The organism is Pseudomonas sp. RIT-PI-a (genome assembly GCF_001187875.1).
GTDB lineage: Bacteria > Pseudomonadota > Gammaproteobacteria > Pseudomonadales > Pseudomonadaceae > Aquipseudomonas > Aquipseudomonas coleopterorum.
This window is the reverse complement of the sequence record NZ_LGIR01000029.1, coordinates 15,573-40,265: the sequence shown is the minus strand read 5'-3', so window position 1 is coordinate 40,265 and position 24,693 is coordinate 15,573. Positions and strand designations below refer to the sequence as shown.

At 63.8% G+C, this 24,693-nt stretch carries 17 protein-coding genes; 3 read left to right on the top strand and 14 right to left on the bottom strand.

All coding sequences use genetic code 11. The features are described from left to right. Positions 1–47: 47 nt before the first annotated feature. Positions 48–758, bottom strand: coding sequence for a TraX family protein (locus tag AC788_RS17155; RefSeq protein WP_152965761.1), 711 nt, complete (start codon positions 756–758; stop codon positions 48–50). 146 nt (positions 759–904) lie between these two features. Here AC788_RS17155 and AC788_RS17150 point away from each other — a divergent pair, with 146 nt between their 5' ends. After that, complete coding sequence (locus AC788_RS17150) at positions 905–1,945, top strand: threonine aldolase family protein (RefSeq protein WP_049861774.1); 1,041 nt, start codon at positions 905–907, stop codon at positions 1,943–1,945. A gap of 291 nt (positions 1,946–2,236) precedes the next feature. Here the strand turns inward: AC788_RS17150 and AC788_RS17145 are convergent, their stop codons facing one another. From AC788_RS17145 to AC788_RS17100, 10 genes are all read right to left on the bottom strand, one after another. Continuing rightward, positions 2,237–3,655: an FAD-dependent oxidoreductase gene (locus AC788_RS17145; protein WP_049861773.1), complete on the bottom strand. Its 1,419-nt coding sequence runs from the start codon at positions 3,653–3,655 to the stop codon at positions 2,237–2,239. 33 nt (positions 3,656–3,688) lie between these two features. Continuing rightward, the gene (gene gltB, locus AC788_RS17140; protein ID WP_049861772.1) at positions 3,689–8,137 is read right to left on the bottom strand and encodes a glutamate synthase large subunit; all 4,449 of its coding nucleotides are present in this window, start codon (positions 8,135–8,137) and stop codon (positions 3,689–3,691) included. 393 nt (positions 8,138–8,530) lie between these two features. Further along, positions 8,531–10,108, bottom strand: a complete 1,578-nt coding sequence (locus AC788_RS17135; protein ID WP_049861788.1) for an SPOR domain-containing protein — start codon at positions 10,106–10,108, stop codon at positions 8,531–8,533. A gap of 114 nt (positions 10,109–10,222) precedes the next feature. Next, positions 10,223–11,326: a 3-dehydroquinate synthase gene (gene aroB, locus AC788_RS17130; protein ID WP_049861771.1), complete on the bottom strand. Its 1,104-nt coding sequence runs from the start codon at positions 11,324–11,326 to the stop codon at positions 10,223–10,225. 98 nt (positions 11,327–11,424) lie between these two features. Beyond that, positions 11,425–11,943 carry a shikimate kinase AroK gene (gene aroK / locus AC788_RS17125; RefSeq protein WP_049861770.1) on the bottom strand — a complete coding sequence of 173 codons (519 nt, stop codon included), beginning with the start codon at positions 11,941–11,943 and terminating at the stop codon, positions 11,425–11,427. Between the two features lie 4 nt (positions 11,944–11,947). Then, positions 11,948–14,074 carry a type IV pilus secretin PilQ gene (gene pilQ, locus AC788_RS17120; protein WP_049861769.1) on the bottom strand — a complete coding sequence of 709 codons (2,127 nt, stop codon included), beginning with the start codon at positions 14,072–14,074 and terminating at the stop codon, positions 11,948–11,950. A gap of 35 nt (positions 14,075–14,109) precedes the next feature. After that, positions 14,110–14,637 carry a pilus assembly protein PilP gene (locus AC788_RS17115; protein ID WP_049861768.1) on the bottom strand — a complete coding sequence of 176 codons (528 nt, stop codon included), beginning with the start codon at positions 14,635–14,637 and terminating at the stop codon, positions 14,110–14,112. Further along, positions 14,634–15,293, bottom strand: coding sequence for a type 4a pilus biogenesis protein PilO (gene pilO, locus AC788_RS17110; RefSeq protein WP_049861767.1), 660 nt, complete (start codon positions 15,291–15,293; stop codon positions 14,634–14,636). Before pilO ends, AC788_RS17115 begins: the two co-directional genes overlap by 4 nt. Further along, positions 15,290–15,859 carry a PilN domain-containing protein gene (locus tag AC788_RS17105; protein ID WP_049861766.1) on the bottom strand — a complete coding sequence of 190 codons (570 nt, stop codon included), beginning with the start codon at positions 15,857–15,859 and terminating at the stop codon, positions 15,290–15,292. The genes pilO and AC788_RS17105 overlap by 4 nt, the downstream gene beginning before the upstream one ends. After that, on the bottom strand, positions 15,860–16,924 hold the full coding sequence (locus tag AC788_RS17100) for a pilus assembly protein PilM (protein WP_049861765.1): 1,065 nt from the start codon (positions 16,922–16,924) through the stop codon (positions 15,860–15,862). Between the two features lie 180 nt (positions 16,925–17,104). Here AC788_RS17100 and AC788_RS17095 point away from each other — a divergent pair, with 180 nt between their 5' ends. After that, positions 17,105–19,552, top strand: coding sequence for a penicillin-binding protein 1A (locus AC788_RS17095; RefSeq protein ID WP_049861764.1), 2,448 nt, complete (start codon positions 17,105–17,107; stop codon positions 19,550–19,552). A 155-nt stretch (positions 19,553–19,707) separates the two neighbouring features. Here AC788_RS17095 and AC788_RS17090 read toward each other — a convergent pair whose 3' ends face one another. The 3 genes from AC788_RS17090 to rpmE all read right to left on the bottom strand — a co-directional run bounded on the left by AC788_RS17090 (position 19,708) and on the right by rpmE (position 22,206). Beyond that, positions 19,708–20,976 (bottom strand): malic enzyme-like NAD(P)-binding protein, encoded by a 1,269-nt coding sequence (locus tag AC788_RS17090; RefSeq protein WP_049861763.1) that lies wholly within the window; start codon positions 20,974–20,976, stop codon positions 19,708–19,710. A 190-nt stretch (positions 20,977–21,166) separates the two neighbouring features. After that, positions 21,167–21,952, bottom strand: coding sequence for a thermonuclease family protein (locus tag AC788_RS17085; RefSeq protein WP_442965548.1), 786 nt, complete (start codon positions 21,950–21,952; stop codon positions 21,167–21,169). A gap of 35 nt (positions 21,953–21,987) precedes the next feature. Next, entirely contained in the window at positions 21,988–22,206 is a 219-nt protein-coding gene (gene rpmE, locus AC788_RS17080; RefSeq protein ID WP_043193699.1) for a 50S ribosomal protein L31, read from the bottom strand. Positions 22,207–22,426: 220 nt separating this feature from the next. Between rpmE and AC788_RS17075 the strand changes: the two genes are divergently transcribed. Next, a complete protein-coding gene (locus AC788_RS17075; RefSeq protein WP_049861762.1) occupies positions 22,427–24,646 on the top strand; it encodes a primosomal protein N' in 2,220 nt (739 codons plus the stop codon). Positions 24,647–24,693 lie beyond the last annotated feature (47 nt).

Here is a 24,693-nt window from a genome sequence, read left to right as displayed (position 1 = left end):
CGCGCCTTGCAGAGGTTCGTTTACGACATGGCGCGATCAGGCCAGCGTCAGAGCGCGCGCAACAGCAGGCGAAGGCCCAGCAGGGCAAGAAAATGCAGGGGGTAGATGGCGTAGGCCCAGCGGCGCATGGGGACAACGGCATGGCGCACATCGGTACGCAGCACAAGCAGACCCAGCCCCGGTGCCAGCAGGCAGGCGACGATGCCGCCGATGGCCGGCCAGTAGAGGTGGCGTGCCGATTCGAACAGGTTGCTCCAGGCGTTGGCGGCCAGGCACAGCACGCCCAATGGCAGTGCCCAGTACTGCGGGCGCTGCCAGGCGAGCACGAAGCCCAGCGGCAGCAGCACGCCGGCCAGGCCGAACATCAAGTGGTGGTCGAAGACAATAGCAGCGACGAGTACCGCACAGCCGAGCGCGGCCATGGCCGGTTGTCGCCGTTGCTGCCAGGCCTTGGCGGCCACCAGACCCAGGGCCAGGGTCGGCAGGACGTTGAGGGTGTCGGCGGGATAGACGAACAGGCGGTAAGGGATTTCCGAAAGCGCAGCGAAGATCAGCAACCACGCCAGGTAGCGGCCACCCAGGGGGGCGTCCGGACGGCGCATCAGGTTGGCGGCGATGGCCAGGCAGAACCAGGGGAACGCCAGGCGACCCGGTACATAGAGGAAGTCCAGCGACCAGCCGACATAGCGCAGATGGTCGAGCACCATGCACAGCATGGCCAACCATTTAAGCAGGTCCAGTGAGCGGTTGCGGGTCATCTGTGGATAGCCTCAAGTTTGTGGGTTGCTCATGCCGGCCTCTTCGCGGGCTGAGCCCGCTCCCACAGGTGAAGAGGCCCGCTGAGACGACACATCTCTCACAGTTGGTTTACAGTGCTTCCCATAACTAACACCAAGGACCGCCCATGAACGACCAAACCCAACAGTTCGCCAGCGACAACTATTCGGGCATCTGCTCCGAGGCCTGGGCGGCCATGGAACAGGCCAATCAGGGCCATCAGCGCGCCTATGGCGACGACCAGTGGACCGCACGCGCCGCCGATGAATTCCGCCGCCTGTTCGAAACCGACTGTGAAGTCTTCTTCGCCTTCAACGGCACTGCAGCCAACTCCCTGGCCCTGTCGTCGTTGTGCCAGAGCTACCACAGCGTCATCTGTTCGGAAACCGCTCACGTCGAGACCGACGAATGCGGTGCCCCCGAGTTCTTCTCCAATGGCTCCAAATTGCTCACCGCGCGCACGGAAATGGGCAAGCTGACCCCACAGGCCATTCGCGAAGTGGCGCTCAAGCGCCAGGACATTCACTACCCCAAGCCGCGTGTGGTCACCCTGACCCAGGCCACCGAAGTGGGCAGCGTGTACCGTCCCGAAGAGCTCAGGGCCATCAGCGCCACCTGCAAGGAGCTCGGCCTGAACCTGCACATGGACGGCGCGCGCTTTGCCAACGCCTGCGCGTTTCTGGGCTGCTCGCCAGCCGAACTGACGTGGAAGGCGGGCGTGGATGTACTGTGCTTCGGTGGCACCAAGAATGGCATGGCGGTGGGCGAGGCGATCCTGTTCTTCAATCATGATCTGGCCGAAGATTTCGATTATCGCTGCAAGCAGGCGGGCCAACTGGCCTCGAAGATGCGCTTCCTGTCGGCGCCCTGGGTGGGCTTGCTGGAGAACGATGCCTGGCTCAAGCATGCGGGGCACGCTAACCATTGTGCCCAGCTGCTCAAGGCGCTGGTCGAGGGTATACCGGGGGTGGAGTTGATGTTTCCGGTGGAGGCCAACGGCGTGTTCCTGCAGATGCCGGAACCGGCCTTGGAAGCTTTGCGCGCCAAGGGCTGGCGCTTCTACACCTTCATCGGCAGCGGCGGCGCCCGTTTCATGTGCTCATGGGACACCGAAGAAGCCCGCGTGCGCGAGCTGGCAGCGGATATCCATACGGTCATGCGCGCCTGAGCTGCGCTGACACAAAACCGATAGGAGAAAACCTCAGGCAGAAAACCGGTGGAAGAGCATCTGTGGCAGTAAACCTGGGGGAAGAGCATCTGTGGGAGCGGGCTCTGCCCGCGAAGAATCCACCGCGGTGCACCTGAAATACCGCAGCAACCTTGTGGGAGCGGGGCGGGCGGCGAGCCACTCTGCCCGCGAAGAAGCCACCGCGGTGTACCTGAAGTACTGCAGTGGCCCTTTCGCGGGCAGAGTGGCTCGCCGCCCGCCCCGCTCCCACAAAGGGGGGGGTGAGGTGTATCAGACTTCCAGGTAATCCAGGATCCCTTCGGCGGCGTTGCGGCCTTCGAAGATAGCGGTGACCACCAAGTCAGAGCCGCGCACCATGTCGCCGCCGGCGAAGATCTTCGGGTTGCTGGTCTGATGCTTGAACTGACCCTGTTCCGGTGCCACCACTCGGCCCTGGCTGTCGGTCTGGATGCTGTGGTCCTGGAACCAGGCCGCAGGGCTTGGGCGGAAGCCGAAAGCGATCACCACGGCATCGGCCGGGATGATCTCCTCGGAACCCGGAATCGGCTCGGGGCTGCGCCGGCCACGGGCATCGGGCTCGCCGAGACGGGTCTCGACCACCTTCACGCCTTCGACCTTGTCTTCACCCACGATGGCGATCGGCTGACGGTTGTAGAGGAATTTCACCCCTTCTTCCTTGGCGTTCTTCACCTCTTTGCGCGAGCCCGGCATGTTCGCCTCGTCGCGACGATAGGCGCAGGTCACCGCCTTGGCGCCCTGGCGAATCGACGTGCGATTGCAGTCCATCGCCGTGTCGCCACCGCCCAGCACCACGACCTTCTTGCCCTTCATGTCGACGAAATCTTCCGGCGACTTTTCGAAGCCCAGGTTGCGGTTGACGTTGGCGATCAGGAAATCCAGCGCGTCGTGCACGCCAGGCAGGTCTTCACCGGGGAAGCCGCCCTTCATGTAGGTGTAGGTGCCCATGCCCATGAACACGGCATCGTACTCTTCCAGCAACTGCTCGACGCTGATGTCCTTGCCCACCTCGGTGTTCAGGCGGAACTCGATGCCCATGCCGGTGAAGACTTCGCGGCGATTGCTCAACACGCTCTTTTCCAGCTTGAACTCGGGAATGCCGAAGGTCAGCAGGCCGCCGATTTCCGGGTTCTTGTCGAACACCACCGGGGTCACGCCACCGCGCACCAGCACATCGGCGCAACCCAGCCCGGCCGGGCCGGCGCCGATGATGGCGACGCGTTTGCCGGTCGGCTTGACCTTGGACATGTCCGGACGCCAGCCCATGGCGAACGCGGTGTCGGTGATGTACTTCTCCACCGAACCGATGGTCACTGCGCCAAAACCGTCGTTGAGGGTGCAGGCACCCTCGCACAGACGATCCTGCGGGCACACCCGGCCGCACACTTCGGGCAGGGTGTTGGTCTGGTGCGACAGCTCGGCGGCCGCGAGGATGTTGCCCTCGGCGACCAGCTTCAACCAGTTGGGAATGAAGTTGTGCACCGGGCACTTCCATTCGCAGTACGGGTTGCCACAGCCCAGGCAGCGGTGGGCCTGGTCGGCCGACTGCGCGGGTTTGAAGGGCTCGTAGATTTCCACGAACTCTTTCTTGCGTTGACGCAACAGTTTCTTCTTCGGATCTTTGCGCCCGACCTCGATGAACTGGAAGTCATTACTCAGACGTTCAGCCATTGTTAAAACCTCATCAAACTCTTCAGGCGCATATCACTGCGGGTTGGCACGGGTGCTGGACAGCAGCGATTTCAGGTTGGCGGCCTTGGGCTTGACCAACCAGAAGCGACGCAGGTAGTCGTCCAGGTTTTCCCAAAGGTTGCGGCCCCATTCGCTGTCGGTTTCGGCGACGTATTCGGCCAGCACGCGTTCCAGGTGAGTACGGTAGGCTTCCATGGCTTCGCCACTGATGCGCTGGATTTCCACCAGCTCGTGGTTGACCCGGTCGACGAAGCTGTTGTCCTGATCGAGCACGTAGGCGAAACCGCCGGTCATGCCCGAGCCGAAGTTGTAGCCGGTCTTGCCGAGCACGCAGACGAAACCGCCAGTCATGTATTCGCAGCAGTGATCGCCCGTGCCTTCAACGACCGTATGGGCACCGGAGTTGCGCACTGCGAAACGCTCACCTGCAGTGCCGGCGGCGAACAGCTTGCCGCCCGTGGCGCCGTACAGGCAGGTGTTGCCGATGATGGCGCTGTCCTGGGTCTTGAACGGGCTGCCCTTGGGCGGCACGATCACCAGCTTGCCAGCGGTCATGCCCTTGCCGACGTAATCGTTGGCATCGCCTTCCAGGTACATGTTCAGGCCACCGGCGTTCCACACGCCGAAGCTCTGACCTGCAGTGCCCTTGAAGCGGAAGGTCAGCGGGTTGGCGTTCATGCCCTGGTTGCCGTGCAACTTGGCGATCTCGCCGGAGATGCGCGCACCGATCGAACGGTCGCAGTTGCAGATGTTCATCTCGAAATCGCCACCGGTCTTGCCCTGAATCGCCGGCAAGGCCATTTCCACCATCTGCTCGGCCAGCAGGCCCTTGTCGAACGGCGGGTTGCGATCCACTTCGCAGAACTGCGGCTTGTCCGCCGGAATCTGGTCGCTGCCCAGCAGTGGGGTCAGGTCCAGATGCTGCTGCTTGGCGGTTTCACCGGGCAGCATTTCCAGCAGGTCGGTGCGCCCGATCAGCTCGCCCAGGCTGCGCACGCCCAGCTTGGCCAGCCATTCGCGGGTTTCTTCGGCCACGTAGGTGAAGAAGTTGATCACCATGTCGACCGTGCCGATGTAGTGGTCCTTGCGCAGCTTCTCGTTCTGCGTGGCCACGCCGGTGGCGCAGTTGTTCAGGTGGCAGATACGCAGGTACTTGCAGCCCAGGGCGATCATCGGCGCGGTACCGAAGCCGAAGCTCTCGGCGCCCAGAATGGCCGCCTTGATCACGTCCAGGCCGGTTTTCAGGCCGCCGTCGGTCTGTACCCGCACCTTGCCGCGCAGGTCGTTGCCGCGCAGGGTCTGGTGAGTTTCGGCCAGGCCTAGTTCCCACGGCGCGCCGGCGTACTTGATCGAGCTCAGGGGCGAGGCCCCGGTGCCGCCGTCGTAACCGGAAATGGTGATCAGGTCGGCATAGGCTTTGGCCACACCGGCGGCGATGGTGCCCACGCCCGCCTCGGCCACCAGCTTCACCGACACCAGCGCGGCCGGGTTGACCTGCTTGAGGTCGAAGATCAGCTGCGACAAGTCCTCGATGGAGTAGATGTCGTGGTGCGGCGGTGGCGAAATCAGGGTCACGCCAGGTACGGCATAACGCAGCTTGGCAATCAGGCCGTTGACCTTGCCGCCGGGCAGTTGACCGCCCTCCCCGGGCTTAGCGCCCTGGGCCACCTTGATCTGCAGCACTTCGGCGTTGACCAGGTACTCGGGAGTTACGCCGAACCGGCCAGTGGCGATCTGCTTGATCTTCGAGCTGCGCACGGTGCCGTAGCGCGAAGGGTCTTCGCCGCCTTCACCGGAGTTGGAACGCGCGCCCAGGCGGTTCATCGCCTCGGCCAGCGCTTCGTGAGCCTCGGGCGACAGCGCACCCAGGGAAATCCCGGCCGAATCGAAACGCTTGAGAATCGCTTCCAGCGGTTCGATCTGGTCGATGCTCAGCGGCTGGTCGAGGGTCTTGACCTTGAGCAGGTCGCGGATCATCGACACCGGACGGTTGTCGACGATCGCGGTGTATTCCTTGAACTTGCTGTAGTCGCCCTGCTGCACGGCGGCTTGCAGGGTGTTGACCACGTCGGGGTTGTAGGCGTGGTACTCGCCGCCGTAGACGAACTTCAACAGGCCACCTTGCTGGATCGGCTTGCGCGTGCTCCAGGCTTCGGCAGCGAGCGCTTTCTGTTCGGCTTCCAGGTCGACGAAACGCGCACCCTTGATCCGGCTCGGCACGCCGCGGAAGCTCAGCTCGCAGACTTCCTCGGACAGGCCGATGGCCTCGAACAGCTGGGCGCCGCGGTACGAGGCCACGGTGGAGATGCCCATCTTCGACAGAATCTTGAGCAGGCCCTTGGTGATGCCCTTGCGGTAGTTCTTGAACACCTCGTAGAGGTCGCCCAGCACTTCACCGGTCCGGATCAGGTCGCCCAGCACTTCATAGGCCAGGAACGGATAGACCGCCGAAGCACCGAAGCCGATCAGCACCGCGAAGTGGTGCGGATCGCGGGCGGTGGCGGTTTCCACGAGGATGTTGCTGTCGCAGCGCAGACCCTTTTCGGTCAGGCGATGGTGCACGGCACCGGTCGCCAGCGACGCGTGCACCGGCAGCTTGCCCGGCGCGATGTTGCGGTCGCTGAGTACCAGCAGGGTACGTCCGGCGCGCACGGCTTCCTCGGCCTGATCGGCGATGTTGCGCACGGCGGCCTCGAGGCCCATGGCTTCATCGTAGTTCAGCTCGATGACCTGGCGATCGAAGCCTGGCCGATCCAGGTTCATCAGCGAGCGCCACTTGGCGGGCGAAATGACTGGTGAACTGAGGATCACCCGCGAAGCGTGCTCCGGGGACTCCTGGAAAATGTTGCGCTCGGCGCCCAGGCAGATTTCCAGCGACATCACGATCGCTTCGCGCAGCGGGTCGATCGGCGGGTTGGTGACCTGCGCGAACTGCTGGCGGAAATAGTCGTAAGGCGTACGGACCCGATGGGACAGCACGGCCATCGGCGTGTCGTCGCCCATCGAGCCCACGGCTTCCTGGCCCTGCTCGCCCAGCGGGCGCAGCACCTGGTCGCGCTCCTCGAAGGTCACCTGGTACATCTTCATGTACTGCTTGAGCTGGTCGCTGCTGTAGAAAGCCGAACCGTGGTCGTTGTCTTCCATGGTCGACTGGATACGCAGCGCGCTCTTGCGCAGCCACTGCTTGTAGGGGTGGCGCGACTTCAGGCGGTTGTCGATGTCATCGGTGTGCAGGACCTGGCCGGTTTCGGTATCGACCGCCAGGATCTGGCCCGGGCCCACACGGCCCTTGGCAATCACGTCCTCGGGCTGGTAGTTCCACACGCCGATTTCCGACGCCAGGGTGATGTAGCCATTCTTGGTGGTGACCCAGCGCGCCGGGCGCAGGCCGTTGCGGTCGAGCAGGCACACGGCATGGCGGCCGTCGGTCATGACCACACCGGCCGGACCGTCCCACGGCTCCATGTGCATCGAGTTGTACTCATAGAACGCCCGCAGGTCGGGGTCCATGGTCTCGACGTTCTGCCAGGCCGGCGGAATCAGCATGCGCACGCCACGGAACAGGTCGATGCCACCGGTGACCATCAGTTCGAGCATGTTGTCCATGCTGGAGGAGTCGGAACCCACGCGGTTGACCAGCGGGCCGAGCTCTTCCAGGTCCGGGATCAGATCGTTGGCGAACTTGGTGCGACGGGCCAGAGCCCAGTTGCGGTTGCCGGTGATGGTGTTGATCTCGCCGTTGTGGGCGAGAAAGCGGAAGGGCTGGGCCAACGGCCACTTCGGCAGGGTATTGGTCGAGAAGCGCTGGTGGAACACGCAGATGGCGGTTTGCAGACGCTCGTCGGACAGGTCCGGGTAGAAGGCCGTAAGGTCGGCCGGCATCATCAGGCCTTTGTAGATGATGGTCTTGTGCGAAAAGCTGCAGATGTAATGGTCGGTGTCGGCCGCGTTGGCCACGGACGAACGGCGACGGGCGCTGAACAGCTTGATCGCGAACTGCTGATCGCTCAGGCCTTCACCGCCGACGAACACTTGCTGGATCTTGGGCAGGCGCTCCAGGGCCAGACGGCCGAGCACGCTGGTATCGATCGGCACGTCGCGCCAGCCGATCAGTTGCAGGCCGGCGGCTTCGATCTCGCGATTCATGTTGTCGCGGGCCGCTTGCGCGCGCACCGGGTCTTGGTTGAAGAAGACCATGCCCACGGCGTACTGCTTGGGCAGTTCGCTGCCGAAATGGTCCTTGGCGATGGCACGCAGGAACAGGTCGGGCTTCTGGATCAGCAAGCCGCACCCGTCGCCGGTCTTGCCGTCGGCGTTGATCCCACCGCGGTGGGTCATGCAGGTCAGGGCCTCGATGGCCGTTTGCAACAGGTTATGGCTGGGCTCGCCCGACATATGGGCAATCAGGCCAAAACCGCAGTTATCCTTGAATTCATCCGGACGATACAGACCTGTTTTCATAGACACATTCTCACCAGGCTGCCTCTTTTCGAGGCAATTTCTTTTCGATTCAACTAGTTACCATGCGCGCCGAACGTACGCCGGCTTTGCGGAGGCAAAAGGGAGGTTATTGTACACAGCGCAACGGGTGGTCACAAATTCAGCGACGAAATCAATAACTCAATTGTCGCAAATGTGAACGTTTTCCAGCGAGCTATTGTGATAGCGACCTAGACTGGATTCTGAATCCCGCAGCTCGACAGCGCAAGCCCGCATGTCTACAAGGCCCGTGCTTGAGCCTTCGACAACAAACGGTGGGACAGGGACGGCGAAGCCTGCTACACAATGCGTAGCAGGCTCGGGATTCAGATGACGCCGGAGGGTGGGGCGGCGGGGATAGGTGCCGCCCGACAATCAGCGAGCTGTCGCGAGGTCCTGTTGGACGCTGGCGACAGTGCGAGGCCAAGGTTTACCAGCCTGGACCTTGGCTGGCAAGTTCTTGATGGCGGCAACCGCTGCATCGCGGCTCGCGAAGCTGCCGTAGGTGATCACGTACAGTGGCTTGCCTTGCAGGGTTTTCTTGAAGTAACGGAAGTCACCACCCTGCTCCTTGACGTAGGCCTGCGCAGCGCCTTCGTTGCTGGTTCCCAGGATCTGCACGACGTAGTTGCTCGGCGACTGGCCGGCGTACCAGCTGCCACCGGCAGCAGGCTTGGCAGCAGCGGCAGCAGCCGGCTTGGCGGCCACGGTCGGTGCAGGCGCAGGCGCCGGTTTGGCAGCGGTGACAGGTGCAGGCTTGGTGGTCGCCACCGGCGCCGCCTGACGTGCAGGTGCAGGCGTCGGCGTGGGCGCAACCGCAGCCGGTGCACCTGCAGGCACGCCCGCAGGTGGCGCGGTGGTGGTGACGGTCGGTGGCTGTGGCGAAGTGTTCACGGCAGCGCCGGTTTCGTCGCCATCGCCCATGCCGGTGGATTCGGCCAGCGGACCGCGCATGACCGGCTGTTGCCCGTTCATCGGCAACGACTGGGTGCTGCCATTGAATTCGACCGACGGATTGCCGTTGTTGGATTGGGCGGCAGTTGGCTGCCCCTGACCCATCGGCAACTGAGCCTGTTCGGTGGTGCTCGGTGCCTTGCCATCGCGGCTGGGTATCAGCCAGGCGGCGGCCACCGCGACGACGACAACGGCGGAAATCGCCAATACGTGTTTCTTAGGCATCTTAAACCCCATAGCAGGACGCTTCACCGACGAGCGGCTAGCGATCATGGCCTCGATCAACGTATCACGAGCAACCTGGTTGATGGCCCCTGGCCAACCATCCGAGTTCTCGTGAATGTCGGCAATCTGGTCATTGGTGAGCAACTGGATACCCTTCCCGGCACCTTCCAGACGCAGCGCCAGGTATTCGCGGGTTTCCTCGAGGCTGTACGGTTGCAGCTCGATCACGTGGAACAATTCCTGCCCGGCGCTGAACTGCTCCAGGCCCGCGATCAAGGAAGGCTCGCCGAACAGGAACACGTGAGGGCGCCCGTCCGCAGTGCCCGCCGCCAACGCCAGCAGGGCTTCGAGTGCGGATTCGTCGAGTTGTTCCGCGTCGTCCACCAGCAGGTAGACTTCCTGCCCGGTGAGCCCCAGCTGGACGATCTGCGCCAGCATGGCCGGCACTTCCAGGGTATTGAGGTTGAGCGACTGGGCGACCTGGGTCAGCACGCTCGCGGCATCACCGGCACCGCGCGCCGAGACCACGATGCTTTGCACCGACTGCTTGTTGGTACTGGCGACCAGGGCCTGGCGCAGGAGCGTCTTGCCACTGCCGTGCGGGCCGGTGACTACCAGCAACAGCTGGCTGTAGCGCGCCAGATGGTGCAATTGCCCCAGCACCGGCTTGCGTTGGGCCGGGAAGAATTTGAAGCCAGGCACCCTTGCGGCGAAGGGGTCATGATCCAATTGGTAGTGGCCGAGAAAGGCCTCATCGGCATGCAGACTTGTCATCGAACTCTCGTAGAACAAAGGTGAATCGTTGATGGGTTGCTGGCATCACGTCCTGCTGGAATACGCCGGGCTCAACACCTGTGGGAGCGGGGCGGGCGGCGAGCGCCATCACAATCAGGCTTCCAGCCCGGCGACGATGGCGCGGTAATCCGCTTCCAGGGTCGCCTGAAGCACATCATGCGGGTAGTCGGCGGTGATCACCGCTTCGCCCAGGCTGCGCAGCAGCACCAGGCGCAGACTGCCATCCAGCACTTTCTTGTCGATCGCCATGTGCTCGAGGAAATCGGCCGGCGTCATTTCCGCTGGCGGCACCACCGGCAAACCGGCGCGCTGCAGCAGACGAATGCCGCGGTCCCGCTCGGCCTGGGTGATCCAGCCCAGGCGCATGGACATCTCCAGCGCCATCACCGTACCAGCCCCCACGGCTTCGCCGTGAAGCCACACACCATACCCCATATGGGTTTCGATGGCGTGGCCGAAAGTATGCCCCAGGTTCAGTGTGGCCCGCACACCCGACTCGCGTTCGTCCGCCCCGACCACGCGGGCCTTGGCTTCGCAGGAGCGAGCGATGGCCACCGTGAGGGCGGCCTGGTCGAGCGCCCTGAGGGCATCGACGTGTTCTTCCAGCCAGCCCAGGAACGGCTCGTCGCAGATGAAACCGTACTTGATCACCTCGGCCAGACCCGCCGACAGCTCGCGCGGCGGCAGCGTGGCCAGGGTCGTGGTGTCGATCAGGACCGCCTGCGGCTGATAGAACGCGCCGACCATGTTCTTGCCCAGCGGATGGTTGATGCCGGTCTTGCCGCCCACCGACGAGTCGACCTGGGACAGCAGCGTGGTCGGCACCTGAATGAAATCGACGCCGCGCTGATAGCAGGCGGCGGCAAACCCGGCCATGTCACCGATGACGCCGCCGCCCAAGGCGATGACCGTGACGCGTCGATCCAGCCGTGCGGTGAGCATGGCATCGAAAATGGTCTGCAGGGTTTCCCAGTTCTTGAAGGCTTCGCCGTCTGGCAGCACCACGGGCACCACCGAGTAGGCACCCAGGGTCTGGGTCAGGCGATCCAGGTAGAGCGGCGCCACCGTGGCGTTGGAGACGACCGCCACCTTTCGCCCGGCAATGTGCGGGGCCAGCAATGAGGCTTGATCGAGCAACCCTTCGCCGATGTAGATCGGATAGCTGCGCTCGCCGAGGTCAACCTTGAGTGTCTGCATCTGTCCCCACTCTTGTTTTTCTGAAAACAGCTTCCATGAAATCACGTTAGCGCCAAACGGCCCTGCAAGCGCTGCGAACACCCTCGGCTACACGCGCCTCAGCGCGGCGGCAGGCGTTGCAGACGTTCGAGGATATCGAGCACCACCATGCGCGGCGGACGCTCGTCGGTCTGCACCACCAGACCGGCGATCTCGCGGTACAGCGGATCGCGCACCGCCAGCAGGGCCCGCAGCGTGGCCTCTGGATTGGCGGTACGCAATAGCGGCCGATTGCGATCACGCGCCGTGCGGCCCACCTGTTGCTCCACCGAGGCGTGCAGGTACACCACACGCCCACCGGCGTGCAGTGCCTGGCGATTGGCGTCGCGCATGACGGCGCCACCGCCGGTGGCCAGCACCAGACCGTCGAATTCGCACAGCTCGGCCAGCATGGCCTGCTCGCGATCGCGAAAGCCGACCTCGCCTTCCTGGTCGAAGATCCACGGGATATTCGCCCCGGTACGGGTCTCGATTTCCTTGTCGGAATCCTTGAACGGCAACCGAAGCTCTTTGGCCAGCAGACGGCCAATGGTGCTCTTGCCTGCACCCATTGGCCCAACAAGTATCAAATTTCGCACAGAATCAACGACTCACAGCAATCGCCTGGTTATTCATGATACGCGGTGTCAAGAATACCAGCAGCTCGGATTTGGCTTCCGACACGACATCCCGACGGAAAAGGCGCCCAACATACGGCACGTCGCCCAAAAAGGGCACCTTGTCCACGGTTTTACTTTGCGTGTTGGAGAAAACCCCGCCAATGACGATGGTTTCGCCGTCGTTGACCAGCACCTTGGCGTTGACCTCGTTCTTGCTGATGGGCGGCACGCCCAGTACGGCGTTCAGGTAGTCGGGCTCATCCTTGGTGACCTTCACTTCCATGATGATGCGGCTGTCCGGGGTGATCTGCGGCGTCACTTCGAGCGACAGCGAAGCCTCCTTGAACGATACCGTGGTGGCACCGCTGGAGCTGGCCTCCTGGTACGGCACCTCGGTGCCCTTGAGGATCTTCGCGGTTTCCTTGTCGGAGGTCACCACCTTGGGCTGCGAGACGATCTCGCCGTTGCCGGTGCTCTCCATGGCGCTGAGTTCGAGGTCCAGCAGGACGTTGTTGGTCACGAAGCCCAGGCCGATGCCGGAGGTCGCATCGGCGGCGCCCAGATCGATGAAGGGCGTGTTGCTGCCTACGTCGGCGCCGGTGTTGCCGGCTTCGTCGCCGTTGTTGTCCAGGCCGTAGGCAGTCCAGTTGTGCTTGCCACGCAGGTTGGTCGAGCCGCCCCAGCGCACGCCCAGCGCCTTGTCGTAGCCGACGTTGGCCTCGACGATGCGGGCTTCGATCATCACCTGCCGTACGGGGATGTCCAGTTGGGTGACGATGCGGCGCAGTTCGTCGAGGCGGTCCTGGGTCTGGTAGGCAATGATGTTGTTGGTGCGTTCGTCGACCGTGATCGAGCCGCGCTCGGTCTCGACGTTTTCACCGCGGGTTACCGACTGGAACAGCTTGGCGATGTCGGCAGCCTTGGCGTAGTTGACCTGCATCAGCTCACGGCGCAGCGGCGCGAGTTCCTGGATCTGCCGTTGCGACTCCAGTTCCTGGCGCTCGCGGGCAGCGATCTCGTCGGCCGGCGCCACCAGCAACACGTTGCCGACCTTGCGCTTGTCCAGGCCCTTGGTCTTGAGCACCAGGTCCAGCGCCTGGTCCCATGGCACGTTCTGCAGGCGCAGGGTGATGCCGCCCTGCACGGTGTCGCTGGCCACCAGGTTGAGGTTGGTGAAGTCGGCGATCAATTGCAGCACCGAACGCACGTCGATGTCCTGGAAATTCAGCGACAGCTTCTCGCCGGTATAGACGTTGCGCTCGACGTTGCGCCGCGCCACGTCCTCGTTGGTCAGCGGTCGCACGCTGATGGTCAGCCGGTTTTCGGTCTGGTACGAGGAGTAGTCGAAGGTGCCGCTGGGTTCGATGGACACGGTCGCGCCATTGGCGCTGGCCGAGGAATTGACGAACTGTACCGGGGTGGCGAAATCCTTGACGTCCAGGCGCACACGCAACGCCTCGGGCAGTTGCGTGCGGGCGAAGTTGAGGAGGATCTTGCCGCCCTGCTCTTGAATGTCGGGGCTGATGGTCGGGTCACTGAGATCGATGATCACATTGCCTTCGCCCAGCTCGCCGCGCTGGAAATCGACGTTGCGAATGGCGCGCCCGGCCGGTACCGCCGCTCGCGAGGTCGCTGGCGCCGGCGAAGGTACCGCTGCCGGTCGCGACGCGGGACGGGGCGTGGTCGGCGTGGACGTCGGGGCCGGCAGCGACGTGCCCTGCAGCGCAGCGGCGCCCTCGCCCACCAGCACGAACAGGTCGTTGCCCTGCACGCGGGTGCTGTAAGGCGCCAGCTTGGTCAGGTTGACGATGACCCGCGTGCGGTCGGTGGCCTCGACCACGACCACGCTGCGAGCGTTGCCCACACCCAGGTCTCGGCTGCGCGCGCCCAGTTGGCTGGTCACACCGGGCAAGTCGAGGGCAATGCGCGCCGGTTGCTCGGTGGTGTAGCCGCGCGGTGCCGTGACCGGACCGTCGAACGAGAGCTTGAGTTCGACACGATCACCGGGCAGGGAAGCAACGTCGAGCGTCTTCAAGTTCGCGGCCATGACAATCGGTGAAAGCATCGCTATCCCTAGCGAAATACCGAAGGCTGAGAGAATCCTGTTCATTTTCGAGTTCCACTAGACATGCTTGACCCAGCCCTTTACGAGCGCTCTTTGAGCGGGATGGTGCGAGGCCGCTCCAACCAACCACCATCCCCATCGGGAACGATTTCAATGACATCGACCTGGGCATCGCTGATGGCGATGATCCGCCCGTCGTTGCGACCCAGGTAATCGCCCACCTTCAGTCGATGCACGCCACCGGCACCACGCATCAGGGCGTAGCGTCCGCCGGCATTGCCCAGCGTACCGACCATTTCGAATTCCTCGATGTTGAAACCCTCCAGGAATTGCTTGACCCGCGTCGTGTCCGGCTTGATGAGCCTGGACCCCTTCTGCCTGTTCACCAGTTCGATCTTGATCGGTGGCTGGAACGGGCTGCGCAGAGACGCAGCCTCGTAGCTGAACGCCTGATAGGGCGCAAAGCGCGGTATCGGTTCGATCTTGCCCTTGGGCCGCGCCTTGACCTCGGCCATGAATGCATCCAGGTCGGCGAAATCGCCGCCGCCACCACAACCGGCCAGCACCAGCGTGCACAGCGCCAGACCTGCCACGAAAACCGCCCTCATTTCGCTTGCCCCTGTGCCGGTACCGCATTCGTCCCAGGCAGGCCTTGGTCATTGTAACGGTAGGTCTTGGCCAGGATGCTCATGCGCAGTTGGCTGTTGCTGGCCTTGGGATCCACCGGCTTCACTTCGAAATCGTGAAGGGTGACGATCCGCGGCAGGCTGGCCACACCGCTGACGAAAGTGGCCAAGTCATGGTAGGTGCCGGTCACGCTGATCTGTATCGGCAGCTCGATATAAAACTGCTGGGTCACTTCAGGCAACAGTTTTATTTCCTCGAACTCCAGCCCCGAGCCCAGACCGGTGCGGGTGATGTCTTCGAGCAGGCCCGGAACCTCTGTGTCGCTGGGCAATTGTCGCAGCATGGCACCGAACGAGGTTTCCATCTCTTTCATCTGTTCGGTATAGGTCTCCAGGTTCGCCGCCTGGAAAGCCTTGGTGGAGAACTGCTCCTTGAGCGTAGTCTCCTGGTCGGCCTGCTGCTGCAACTGCGCTTCAAGGTCGGAAATGTGAAAGTTGTAGCCCAGGCCCAGAATCAGTGCCATCAGCAGCACGCCGGCGATCACCTTGACGGCGTTGGGCCAGGATCCGATGTTGTTGAGGTCCAGTTCGCTGAGCTCGACCTTGCGCAGGCTGTCCATCCAGCTCGAAGGGTTCATTTGTCATCCCCATCGGCCGGCACCGGCGCCGTCTGGCGCACGGTCAGCTGAAAACTGTTGGCGCCGTTGACGTCGGCACTGGTGTTGGCCTTGACCTCGTTGAGGGTCGGGGCTTCCAGCCAGGGCGAGGCATCGAGGTTGCGCAGCAGGTCGGACACGCGATTGTTGGTTTCGGCAGCGCCGGCAATGGCGATGTTCTTGTCGGTCATCTTCACATCGGTGAAGTACACACCGTCAGGCAGCGTGCGCGCCATCTGGTCGAAGATGCGCCCGATGATCGGCCGGTTGCCCTGCAGGTCCTGGATGGTCTTCATGCGCTCGAGCAACTGCTTGCGCCGCGCCTTGAGCTCGCTGATCGACTTGATGCGCTGGTCGAGCAGGACGATCTCGGACTGCAGGTGGGCATTGCGCGCCGTCTGGATGTCGATGGCATTGCCGATGAATCGGTCTGCCAGAAAGATGATCGCGATGGCGCCTACCACTACACCGGCCATGGCCATCAGAAAGTGTCGCTTGCGCTCTTCACGCAGCTGCTCGCGCCACGGCAGCAGGTTGATCCTTGCCATCTAGTCGAAGCTCCTCAGCGCCAGGCCACAGGCGATCATCAGGGCCGGTGCGTCACTGGCCAGGGCGCCGGCATTGACTCGGCTGCTCAGGGCCATGTCGGCGAACGGGTTGGCCACCAGGGTCGGGGTGCCCAGGCGTTGCTGGATCAGCCGATCCAGACCGGAAATGGAGGCAGTACCACCGGCGAGCATGATGTAGTCGACATCGTTGAACTGGCCAGCGGCGAAGAAGAACTGCAGCGAGCGCGACACCTGCTGCACCACGGCGTCCTTGAACGGCTGCAGCACTTCGGCCACGTAGTCGTCGGGCAGCCCGCCCTGCTTCTTGGCCAGGCCGGCTTCCTCGTTGGACAGGCCATAGCGGCGCTGGATTTCCTCGGTCAGCTGACGCCCGCCGAACAGCTGCTCGCGGGTATAGATGATGCGGCCGTTGTGCAGCACGCTGAGGGTGGTCATGGTCGCGCCGATGTCCACCACGGCCACGGTCAGGGCCTGATTGCCCCCCGCCAGCTGCGCGGTGAGCAGGCCGAAAGCGCGCTCCAGGGCATACGCCTCGACGTCGACCACCTTGGCGCTCAGCCCGGCCAGGGCCAGGGCGGCCTCGCGCACCTCGACGTTCTCCTTGCGACAGGCGGCCAGCAGGACTTCCACCCGCTCCGGATTGCGCGCCGAATAGCCCTGCACCTCGAAGTCGATGGCGACTTCTTCCAGCGGATAGGGAATGTACTGGTCGGCCTCGACCTTGAGCTGGGTTTCCAGTTCGTCGTCAGACAGCCCGGCGTCCATCTCGATGGTCTTGGTGATCACTGCGGAACCGGCCACGGCCACGGCCACGATGCGCGTGCCGGTACGCGCCTTGACCAGCACGCGGCTCAAGGCATGGCCCACGCCCTCGAGCTCGGCGATGTTCTTTTCGACCACGGCATTGGCTGGCAGCGGCTCCACGGCATACGACTCGACCCGGAAACGGTTGCCCGTGCGGCTCAGCTCGAGCAGTTTGACCGATGTGGAGCTGATATCGATACCCAATAGCGAATGTGCTTTCTTGCTGAAGAGTCCACGCACAACCGATTCCCTATTACTATCCGCGACTTACGGACCCTTTGTCGTACGGGGCATTTAATAGCAGTCTTGACAGAAGCGCAAATGACGCTCCGGGCCGAAAAATGCTTATAATGCCCAGCGTTTTTTCCACGTACCGCGTGCTGCGCTTAACCCATTCTTTTATCTGGAAATCCAAAAGCCTTGATACGCCTGCTGAAGTTTTTCTGGTGGTCTTTCCTCGCCGTGTTCTGCGGGCTGCTGCTCGTGCTCAGTGGGGCATTTCTGTATCTTAGCCCCAGCCTGCCGTCTGTCGACGCCCTGCGCAGCGTAGAGCTGCAGATCCCCCTGCGGGTGTTCAGCAGCGACGGAAAACTGATCGCCGAGTTCGGCGAGATGCGCCGCTCGCCGATCAAGTTCGCCGAGATTCCGCCACATTTCATCCAAGCCCTGTTGTCCGCCGAGGACGACAATTTCGAAAACCATTACGGCGTCGACCCCAGCAGCCTGATGCGCGCCGCCTCGCAGCTGGTGCGCAGCGGTCATATCCAGACCGGCGGCAGTACCATCACCATGCAGGTCGCCAAGAACTATTTCTTGACGTCCGAACGTAGTTTTTCCCGCAAAATCACTGAAATCCTTCTTGCCTTGCAAATCGAGCGCCAACTTACCAAGGACGAGATTCTCGAGTTGTATGTGAACAAGATCTACCTGGGCAACCGGGCCTACGGTATCGAAGCCGCTGCACAGGTGTACTACGGCAAGTCGATTCGCGACGTCAGCCTGGCGCAGATGGCGATGATCGCCGGCCTGCCCAAGGCGCCGTCGCGCTTCAACCCGCTGGCCAACCCGGTGCGCAGCAAGGAGCGTCGCGACTGGATCCTGGGGCGCATGTTCCGCCTGGGCAAGATCGACGAAGCCAGCTACAACGCCGCCATCAACGAGCCGCTCAACGCCAGCTACCACGTGCCCACGCCGGAAGTCAGCGCGCCGTGGATCGCCGAGATGGCCCGCGCTGAGATGGTCGGGCGCTACGGCAGCGACGCCTACACCCAGGGTTTCAACGTCACCACCACGGTGCCCAGCAACCTGCAGGAAGACGCCAACCACGCCATCAGTGCCGGGCTGATCGCCTATGATCAGCGCCACGGTTACCGTGGACCCGAAGCGCGCCTGCCGGGCAAGACGCCACGCGAGTGGGCGGTCGAACTGACCCGCCAGCGTCCGCTCAACGGCCTGGAGCCGGCCATCGTGACCAAGGTCGACAAGACCGGGATCGTCGTGCTCACCCGTGACGACAAGCAGGAATCGATCGCCTGGGACAGCATGAAATGGGCGCGCCCGTTCATGAACACCAACAGCGTCGGACGCATGCCGACACAGCCTGCGGACGTCGCGCAGGTCGGCGACTTGATCCGCGTGCAGCGTCAAGACGATGGCACCTTGAAGTTCAGCCAGGTACCGACCGTGCAGAGCGCGCTGGTCTCGCTGGACCCGCGTACCGGTGCCATCCGCGCCCTGGTCGGCGGCTTCTCGTTCGAGCAGAGCAACTACAACCGCGCCATGCAGGCCAAGCGCCAGCCAGGTTCGAGCTTCAAGCCGTTCATCTACAGTGCCGCGCTGGACAAGGGCTACACGCCCGCCAGCCTGGTCAACGATGCGCCCATCGTGTTCGTCGATGAATCGGTGGACAAGGTCTGGCGACCTAAGAACGACACCAACACCTTCCTGGGCCCCATCCGCCTGCGCGAAGCGCTGTACAAGTCGCGCAACCTGGTGTCCATTCGGGTTCTGCAGAGCCTGGGCGTGGACAGCACCATCGACTACATCAGCAAGTTCGGCTTCAACAAGCAGGACCTGCCGCGCAACCTGTCACTGGCGCTGGGCACCGCGACTTTGACGCCGATGGAAATCGCCACTGGCTGGAGCGTGTTCGCCAACGGCGGCTACAAGGTGTCGCCCTACCTGATCGAGCGGATCGACAGCCGCAACGGTGAAACCCTGTTCCGCGCCAATCCGCCGACCGTACCGGCTGACGAAGTCGCTGCCGCGTCGCCTCAGCCCGCGCCAGGCACGCCTGCGCCGGAACCGGCACCGATCGGCGTCGACGCGACCCTGACTCCAGGCGCGCCACCGGCACCGGTGATCGCCGAGCGCGTCATCGACGGACGCACCGCGTTCATCCTTACCAGCATGCTCGAGGACGTGATCAAGAAGGGCACCGGGCGCCGCGCCATGGCGCTGGGCCGAACCGATCTGGCCGGCAAGACGGGGACCACCAACGATTCGAAGGATGCCTGGTTCTCGGGCTACAACGCCGACTACATCACCACCGTGTGGTCCGGCTTCGACCAGCCCGAAACCCTGGGCCGGCACGAGTTTGGCGGCACCGTTTCACTGCCGATCTGGATGACCTACATGGGCGCCGCACTGAAAGACAAACCTACCCACGTGCAGCCCGAGCCCGAAGGTATCCTGAGCCTGCGGGTGGACCCGATCAGCGGCCGTGCGGCTGCCCCGGGCACACCCGGCGCCTACTTCGAACTGTTCAAGAGCGAAGACACCCCGCCCTCCAACAGCGAGTTCGGCGGCGGCAGCGCACCAGGCAGCCCACTCCCGGCCGATGAATCGGCGCCGATCGATCTGTTCTGATCCCGGACCGCATCGACCCCTTCGCGGCCACTGGCCGCTCCTACATGGATCGCGTACACCCGTAGGAGCGGCCAGTGGCCGCGAACACACAGAGCAGGCCAAAAAAAACCCCGACTCTCGCGAGCCGGGGCTTTTTTTATGAGGCTTTCAAGGGATCAACCGTTGAACACGTCATCCACGCTTTTGAGCGGGTAGTGCTTGGGGTACGGCAGGGTGGCCACACCAGTCTCGATCGCGGCCTTGGCCACGGCGTCGGAGATCAGGGTGATCAGGCGTGGGTCCATTGGCTTGGGAATGATGTACTCGCGGCCGAACTCCAGGGAGATGCCACCGTAGGCATCGCAGACTTCCTGAGGGACCGGCAGCTTGGCCAGTTCGCGCAGCGCGTTGGCAGCGGCGATCTTCATTTCTTCGTTGATGCGCTTGGCGCGAACGTCCAGGGCACCACGGAAGATGAATGGGAAGCCCAGGACGTTGTTGACCTGGTTCGGGTAGTCGGAACGGCCGGTGGCCATGATCACGTCGTCACGGGTGGCGTGCGCCAATTCCGGGGAGATTTCCGGATCGGGGTTGGAGCAGGCGAACACGATCGGGTTGGCCGCCATCGACTTCAGGCCTTCGGCGCTCAACAGGTTCGGACCCGACAGACCGACGAACACGTCGGCGCCCTGCAGGGCATCGGCCAGGGTGCGCTTGTCGGTGGTGTGGGCGAACACTGCCTTGTACTGGTTCAGGTCGTCGCGGCCGGCGTGGATCACGCCGGTGCGGTCGATCATGAAGATGTTTTCGATGCGAGCGCCCATGCTCACCAGCAACTTCATGCAGGAGATGGCCGCAGCGCCAGCGCCGAGGCAGACGATCTTGGCGTCTTCCAAGGTCTTGCCAGCGATTTCCAGGGCGTTGATCATGCCGGCTGCGGTGACGATGGCGGTACCGTGCTGGTCATCGTGGAACACGGGAATGTCGCACTGTTCGATCAGGGCGCGTTCGATCTCGAAGCACTCGGGCGCCTTGATGTCTTCCAGGTTGATGCCACCGAAGGTGATCGAGATGCGCTTGACGGTGTCGATGAAGGCCTGCGGGCTTTCCGAGTCCACTTCGATGTCGAAGACGTCGATGCCGGCGAAACGCTTGAACAGAACGCCCTTGCCTTCCATGACCGGCTTGGAAGCCAGTGGGCCGAGGTTGCCCAGGCCCAGGATGGCGGTGCCGTCGGAGATGACCGCTACCAGGTTGCCCTTGCCGGTGTACTTGTAGGCCAGTTCGGGATCGCGACCGATTTCGCGAACGGGCTCGGCCACGCCTGGGCTGTAGGCCAGCGACAGATCACGGGCGGTGGCAGTGGGCTTGGTGAGTTCGACGCTCAGTTTGCCTGGGCGTGGATGGGCATGGTACTCGAGAGCGGCAGTTTTCAAATCTGACATGGGGGCGTTCCGCTTTTACTGTTGGTCTGACGAGACCCGCGAGGATACGCAAGATGCCTACACCCGACAAGACTACCCAGTCACTTGCGTCAAGGCCCCTGGCCTACGACTTTCGGCGGGTATGGCCAGGTCCGCGAAAGGCCTGTTCAAGGCCTGCGGATCAACCAATGCCTCGCCGCCGTCGACAGGCTCAGGGCTGTATCTGCACCATGGCGGGGTCGCTGACCGGCAGCATCCAGCGCAACTGTCCTGCGCCCTGATTGCCGCGCCGACTGCGATCCAGCACCCAGCCGCGCGCCTCGACCTGGCGACCTTCGAGGGTATCGAGCCAGCCGTCCGGGAACAGCCCGAACACCTTGGGCGCGACGTGCAGCACCACCGAGTCGTCGAGTTCGATCCAGGCCCCGGCGCGGTTGCGCTCGACCTTGCTGACGCGCCCACCGAGCAGGGCAAAACCGGCGCGCTCCACCTGCGCGGCAGCAATGGCCGGCGACTGACGCCAGATGCCCAGCCCGGCCTGTCGCGCCGCACGTTCGGCACTCTGCTGGCACGCGACCTGGTCGACGTTGGGCGCCACCGCAACCTGCAAGGCCAGCCCCTCGGCCAGCAATTGCGCCTCGAAGTTCAAGCCGCCGCGGCCATAGACGTTGGCCAGGGTACGCTCATAGCGATCCTTGCTTTCGCGACCCAGCTGCAGGCCAACTAAGCCGTCGCTGTCATCGACCAACGCCTGCAACCGGCGCCGGGCGGCCACCGCGTAGGGCTCGTCACTCTGCCCCTTGCGACCGATCTCCGGCGCATTGACACCAATCAGCCGAACGCTGCGGCCATCCTGCAGGCGCAGGGTATCGCCGTCGATGACCTGCCGTACCTGAGCGGTGCTCAGCCCGCCCGGAGCCGGGCAGTAGACCTCCGCCTGTGCGGCGCCCAGCCAGAAGACGCCCACAAAAAAGGCGCCCACAAAAAAGGCGCCCACTCGGGGCGCCTTCTTCAACAGCGAGAGCAAACCAATCAAGCTTTCTTGGCGCCGAAACCGCCGAAACGCTGCTTGAAACGGTCAACACGACCGCCAACGTCCAGGGTTTTCTGCTTGCCGGTGTAGAACGGGTGGCATTCGGAGCAGACGTCGAGGCTCAATGGCTTGGCCAGAGTCGAACGGGTCTTGATGACGTTACCGCAGCTGCAGGTAGCGTCGATGGCTTCGTATACTGGATGGATATCGGCTTTCATGGTGACTTCCTCAGGCTGCGTGCCGCCACCCGACACCATTGTCGAGTACCGCACGTAATTAGGCCGCGTATATTAACAGAATCCGGCGAACACGCAAGTTGTCGCTTGCGCCGACCGTCGTCTGCTAGGCTGCGCCCCTCGAATCCTTCGAGCGCGGTCCCCCGCCGTGACCCTGGCTCCGCCCACGATTGCAGTCGCCTCCACTCAAGAGAATTCCCGCGTGCCCGACGTCATCCTGCGCCTCGCCCTGCCCTCGCCGCTGCGACGCCTGTTCGACTACAAGGCGCCCGCCCACACGGCGCAGACCGTGTTCACCCCGGGCATGCGCCTGCGGGTACCGTTCGGGCGGCGGGAGATGATCGGCATACTGGTCGAGGTGGTCAGCCACAGCGAGGTACCGGCCGACAAACTCAAGCCGGCCATTGCCCTGCTCGATCCGGTCAGCCCGCTGCCGCCTGCGCTATTCAAGCTGTGCCTGTGGACCTCGCAGTACTATCAGCACGGCCTGGGTGACACCCTCAGCTGGGCACTGCCGGTGCTGCTGCGCCAGGGGGAACCGGCCGAGGCCCGCCAGGAGCGCTTCTGGCACGCCGCCGCCGATGCACGCCTGGACGACCCGCGTATCGCCCGCGCGCCCAAGCAGCGCGACGCGCTCAAGACCCTGGCCCAGCATCCCCATGGCGTGGCGCATCAGCTGTTGAGCAAACTGCAACTGAACAAGGACAGCCTCGACCTGCTGCTGGCCAAGCAACTGGTCAGCGTCGAAGTGCGCCGCCATGGCCCCGGCCCACGCGCGGAACACTGGCTGGCGCAACCGGAACTGCCGCTCAACGAAGAGCAACGCGCCGCCTTCGAGGCGATCCGCGCCAGCCTGGGTGGCTTCCACGCGTTTCTCCTCGCGGGCGTGACCGGCAGTGGCAAGACCGAGGTGTACCTGCAACTGATTCACGAGTGCCTGGAGGCCGGCAAGCAGGCCCTGGTGCTGATCCCGGAGATCAACCTGGGGCCGCAGACCCTGGCGCGTTTCGAACAGCGCTTCAACGCACGCATCGCGCTGGTGCATTCGGCGGTCAACGACCGCGACCGTCTCGACGCCTGGCTGGCCGCCCGCGACGGCGAGGCCGACATCATCATCGGCACCCGCTCGGCGCTGTTCACGCCCATGAAGAACCCTGGGCTGATCATCATCGACGAAGAACACGACGGTTCCTATAAACAGCAGGAAGGCCTGCGCTACCACGCCCGTGACCTGGCGCTGGTGCGCGCCAGCCAGGAAGACATTCCCATCGTCCTGGGCTCGGCCACGCCGTCCCTGGAAAGTCTGCACAATGCCTACACCGGTCGTTACGGCCTGCTGCGCATCGACCATCGCGCCGGCGGCGCCCAGCAGCCCAAGTTCCTGCGCCTGGATGTGAAGAGCCGACCGCTGGACAGCGGCATCAGCGGACCGATGCAGCAGGCCATCGGCCAGACCTTGGCCAACGGCCAGCAGGTGCTGGTGTTTCTCAACCGCCGCGGCTTTGCCCCTACCCTGCTGTGCCACGATTGCGGCTGGCTGTCCGAGTGCCCGCGCTGCGATGCGCGCACGACCGTTCACCAGCGCTCGGGCGAGTTGCGCTGCCATCACTGCGGCCACGTCGAACGCGTACCGCGCCAGTGCCCCAAGTGCGGCACCGTGGACCTGCGGCCGGTGGGCGCCGGCACCGAGCGCGCCGAGGAACGCCTGGCGATCCTGTTTCCCGACTACCCGGTGCTGCGCGTCGACCGCGACAGCACCTCGCGCAAGGACGCGATGAACCAGTTGTTCGCGACCATCCAGAAGGGCCAACCGTGCATCCTGATCGGCACCCAGATGCTGGCCAAGGGGCACCACTTCCCACGGGTCACCCTGGTGTCGATCCTCGATGCCGACGGTGGGCTGTTCTCCGGTGACTTCCGCGCCAGCGAGCGCATGGCGCAATTGATCGTTCAGGTGGCCGGCCGCGCCGGGCGTGCCGAAGAGCCAGGCAAGGTGATCATCCAGACGCACCTGGCCGACCATCCGCTGCTGGTGCAATTGACCGAGCAGGGTTACTTCGCCTTCGCCGAGCAGGCCCTGGCCGAACGCCGCGCCGCCGGCCTGCCACCCTTCGCGCACCTGGCGCTGCTGCGCGCCGAGGCCCACAAGCCGGGCCAGGCCGAAGCCTTTCTGGACGAAGCCTGCGCCGCCGCCGAAGCCTTGGTGGCGCAACTGGCACTGGGCGGTCTCGAACTGCTGGGGCCGGTACCAGCCCCCATGGAACGCCGCGCCGGACGCTACCGGGCGCAGCTGCTGGTGCAGGCAACGCTGAGAGCACCGCTGCACCGCTTGCTCAATGCCTGGATGCTGCAACTGGAGCAACTGCCGAGCGGGCGGCAGGTACGCTGGTCGCTGGATGTGGACCCGGTGGATTTGTATTGAGATAGGCGCACCTGGAGCGCGGATCGGCGGCGTCTGCTGACGCGGCT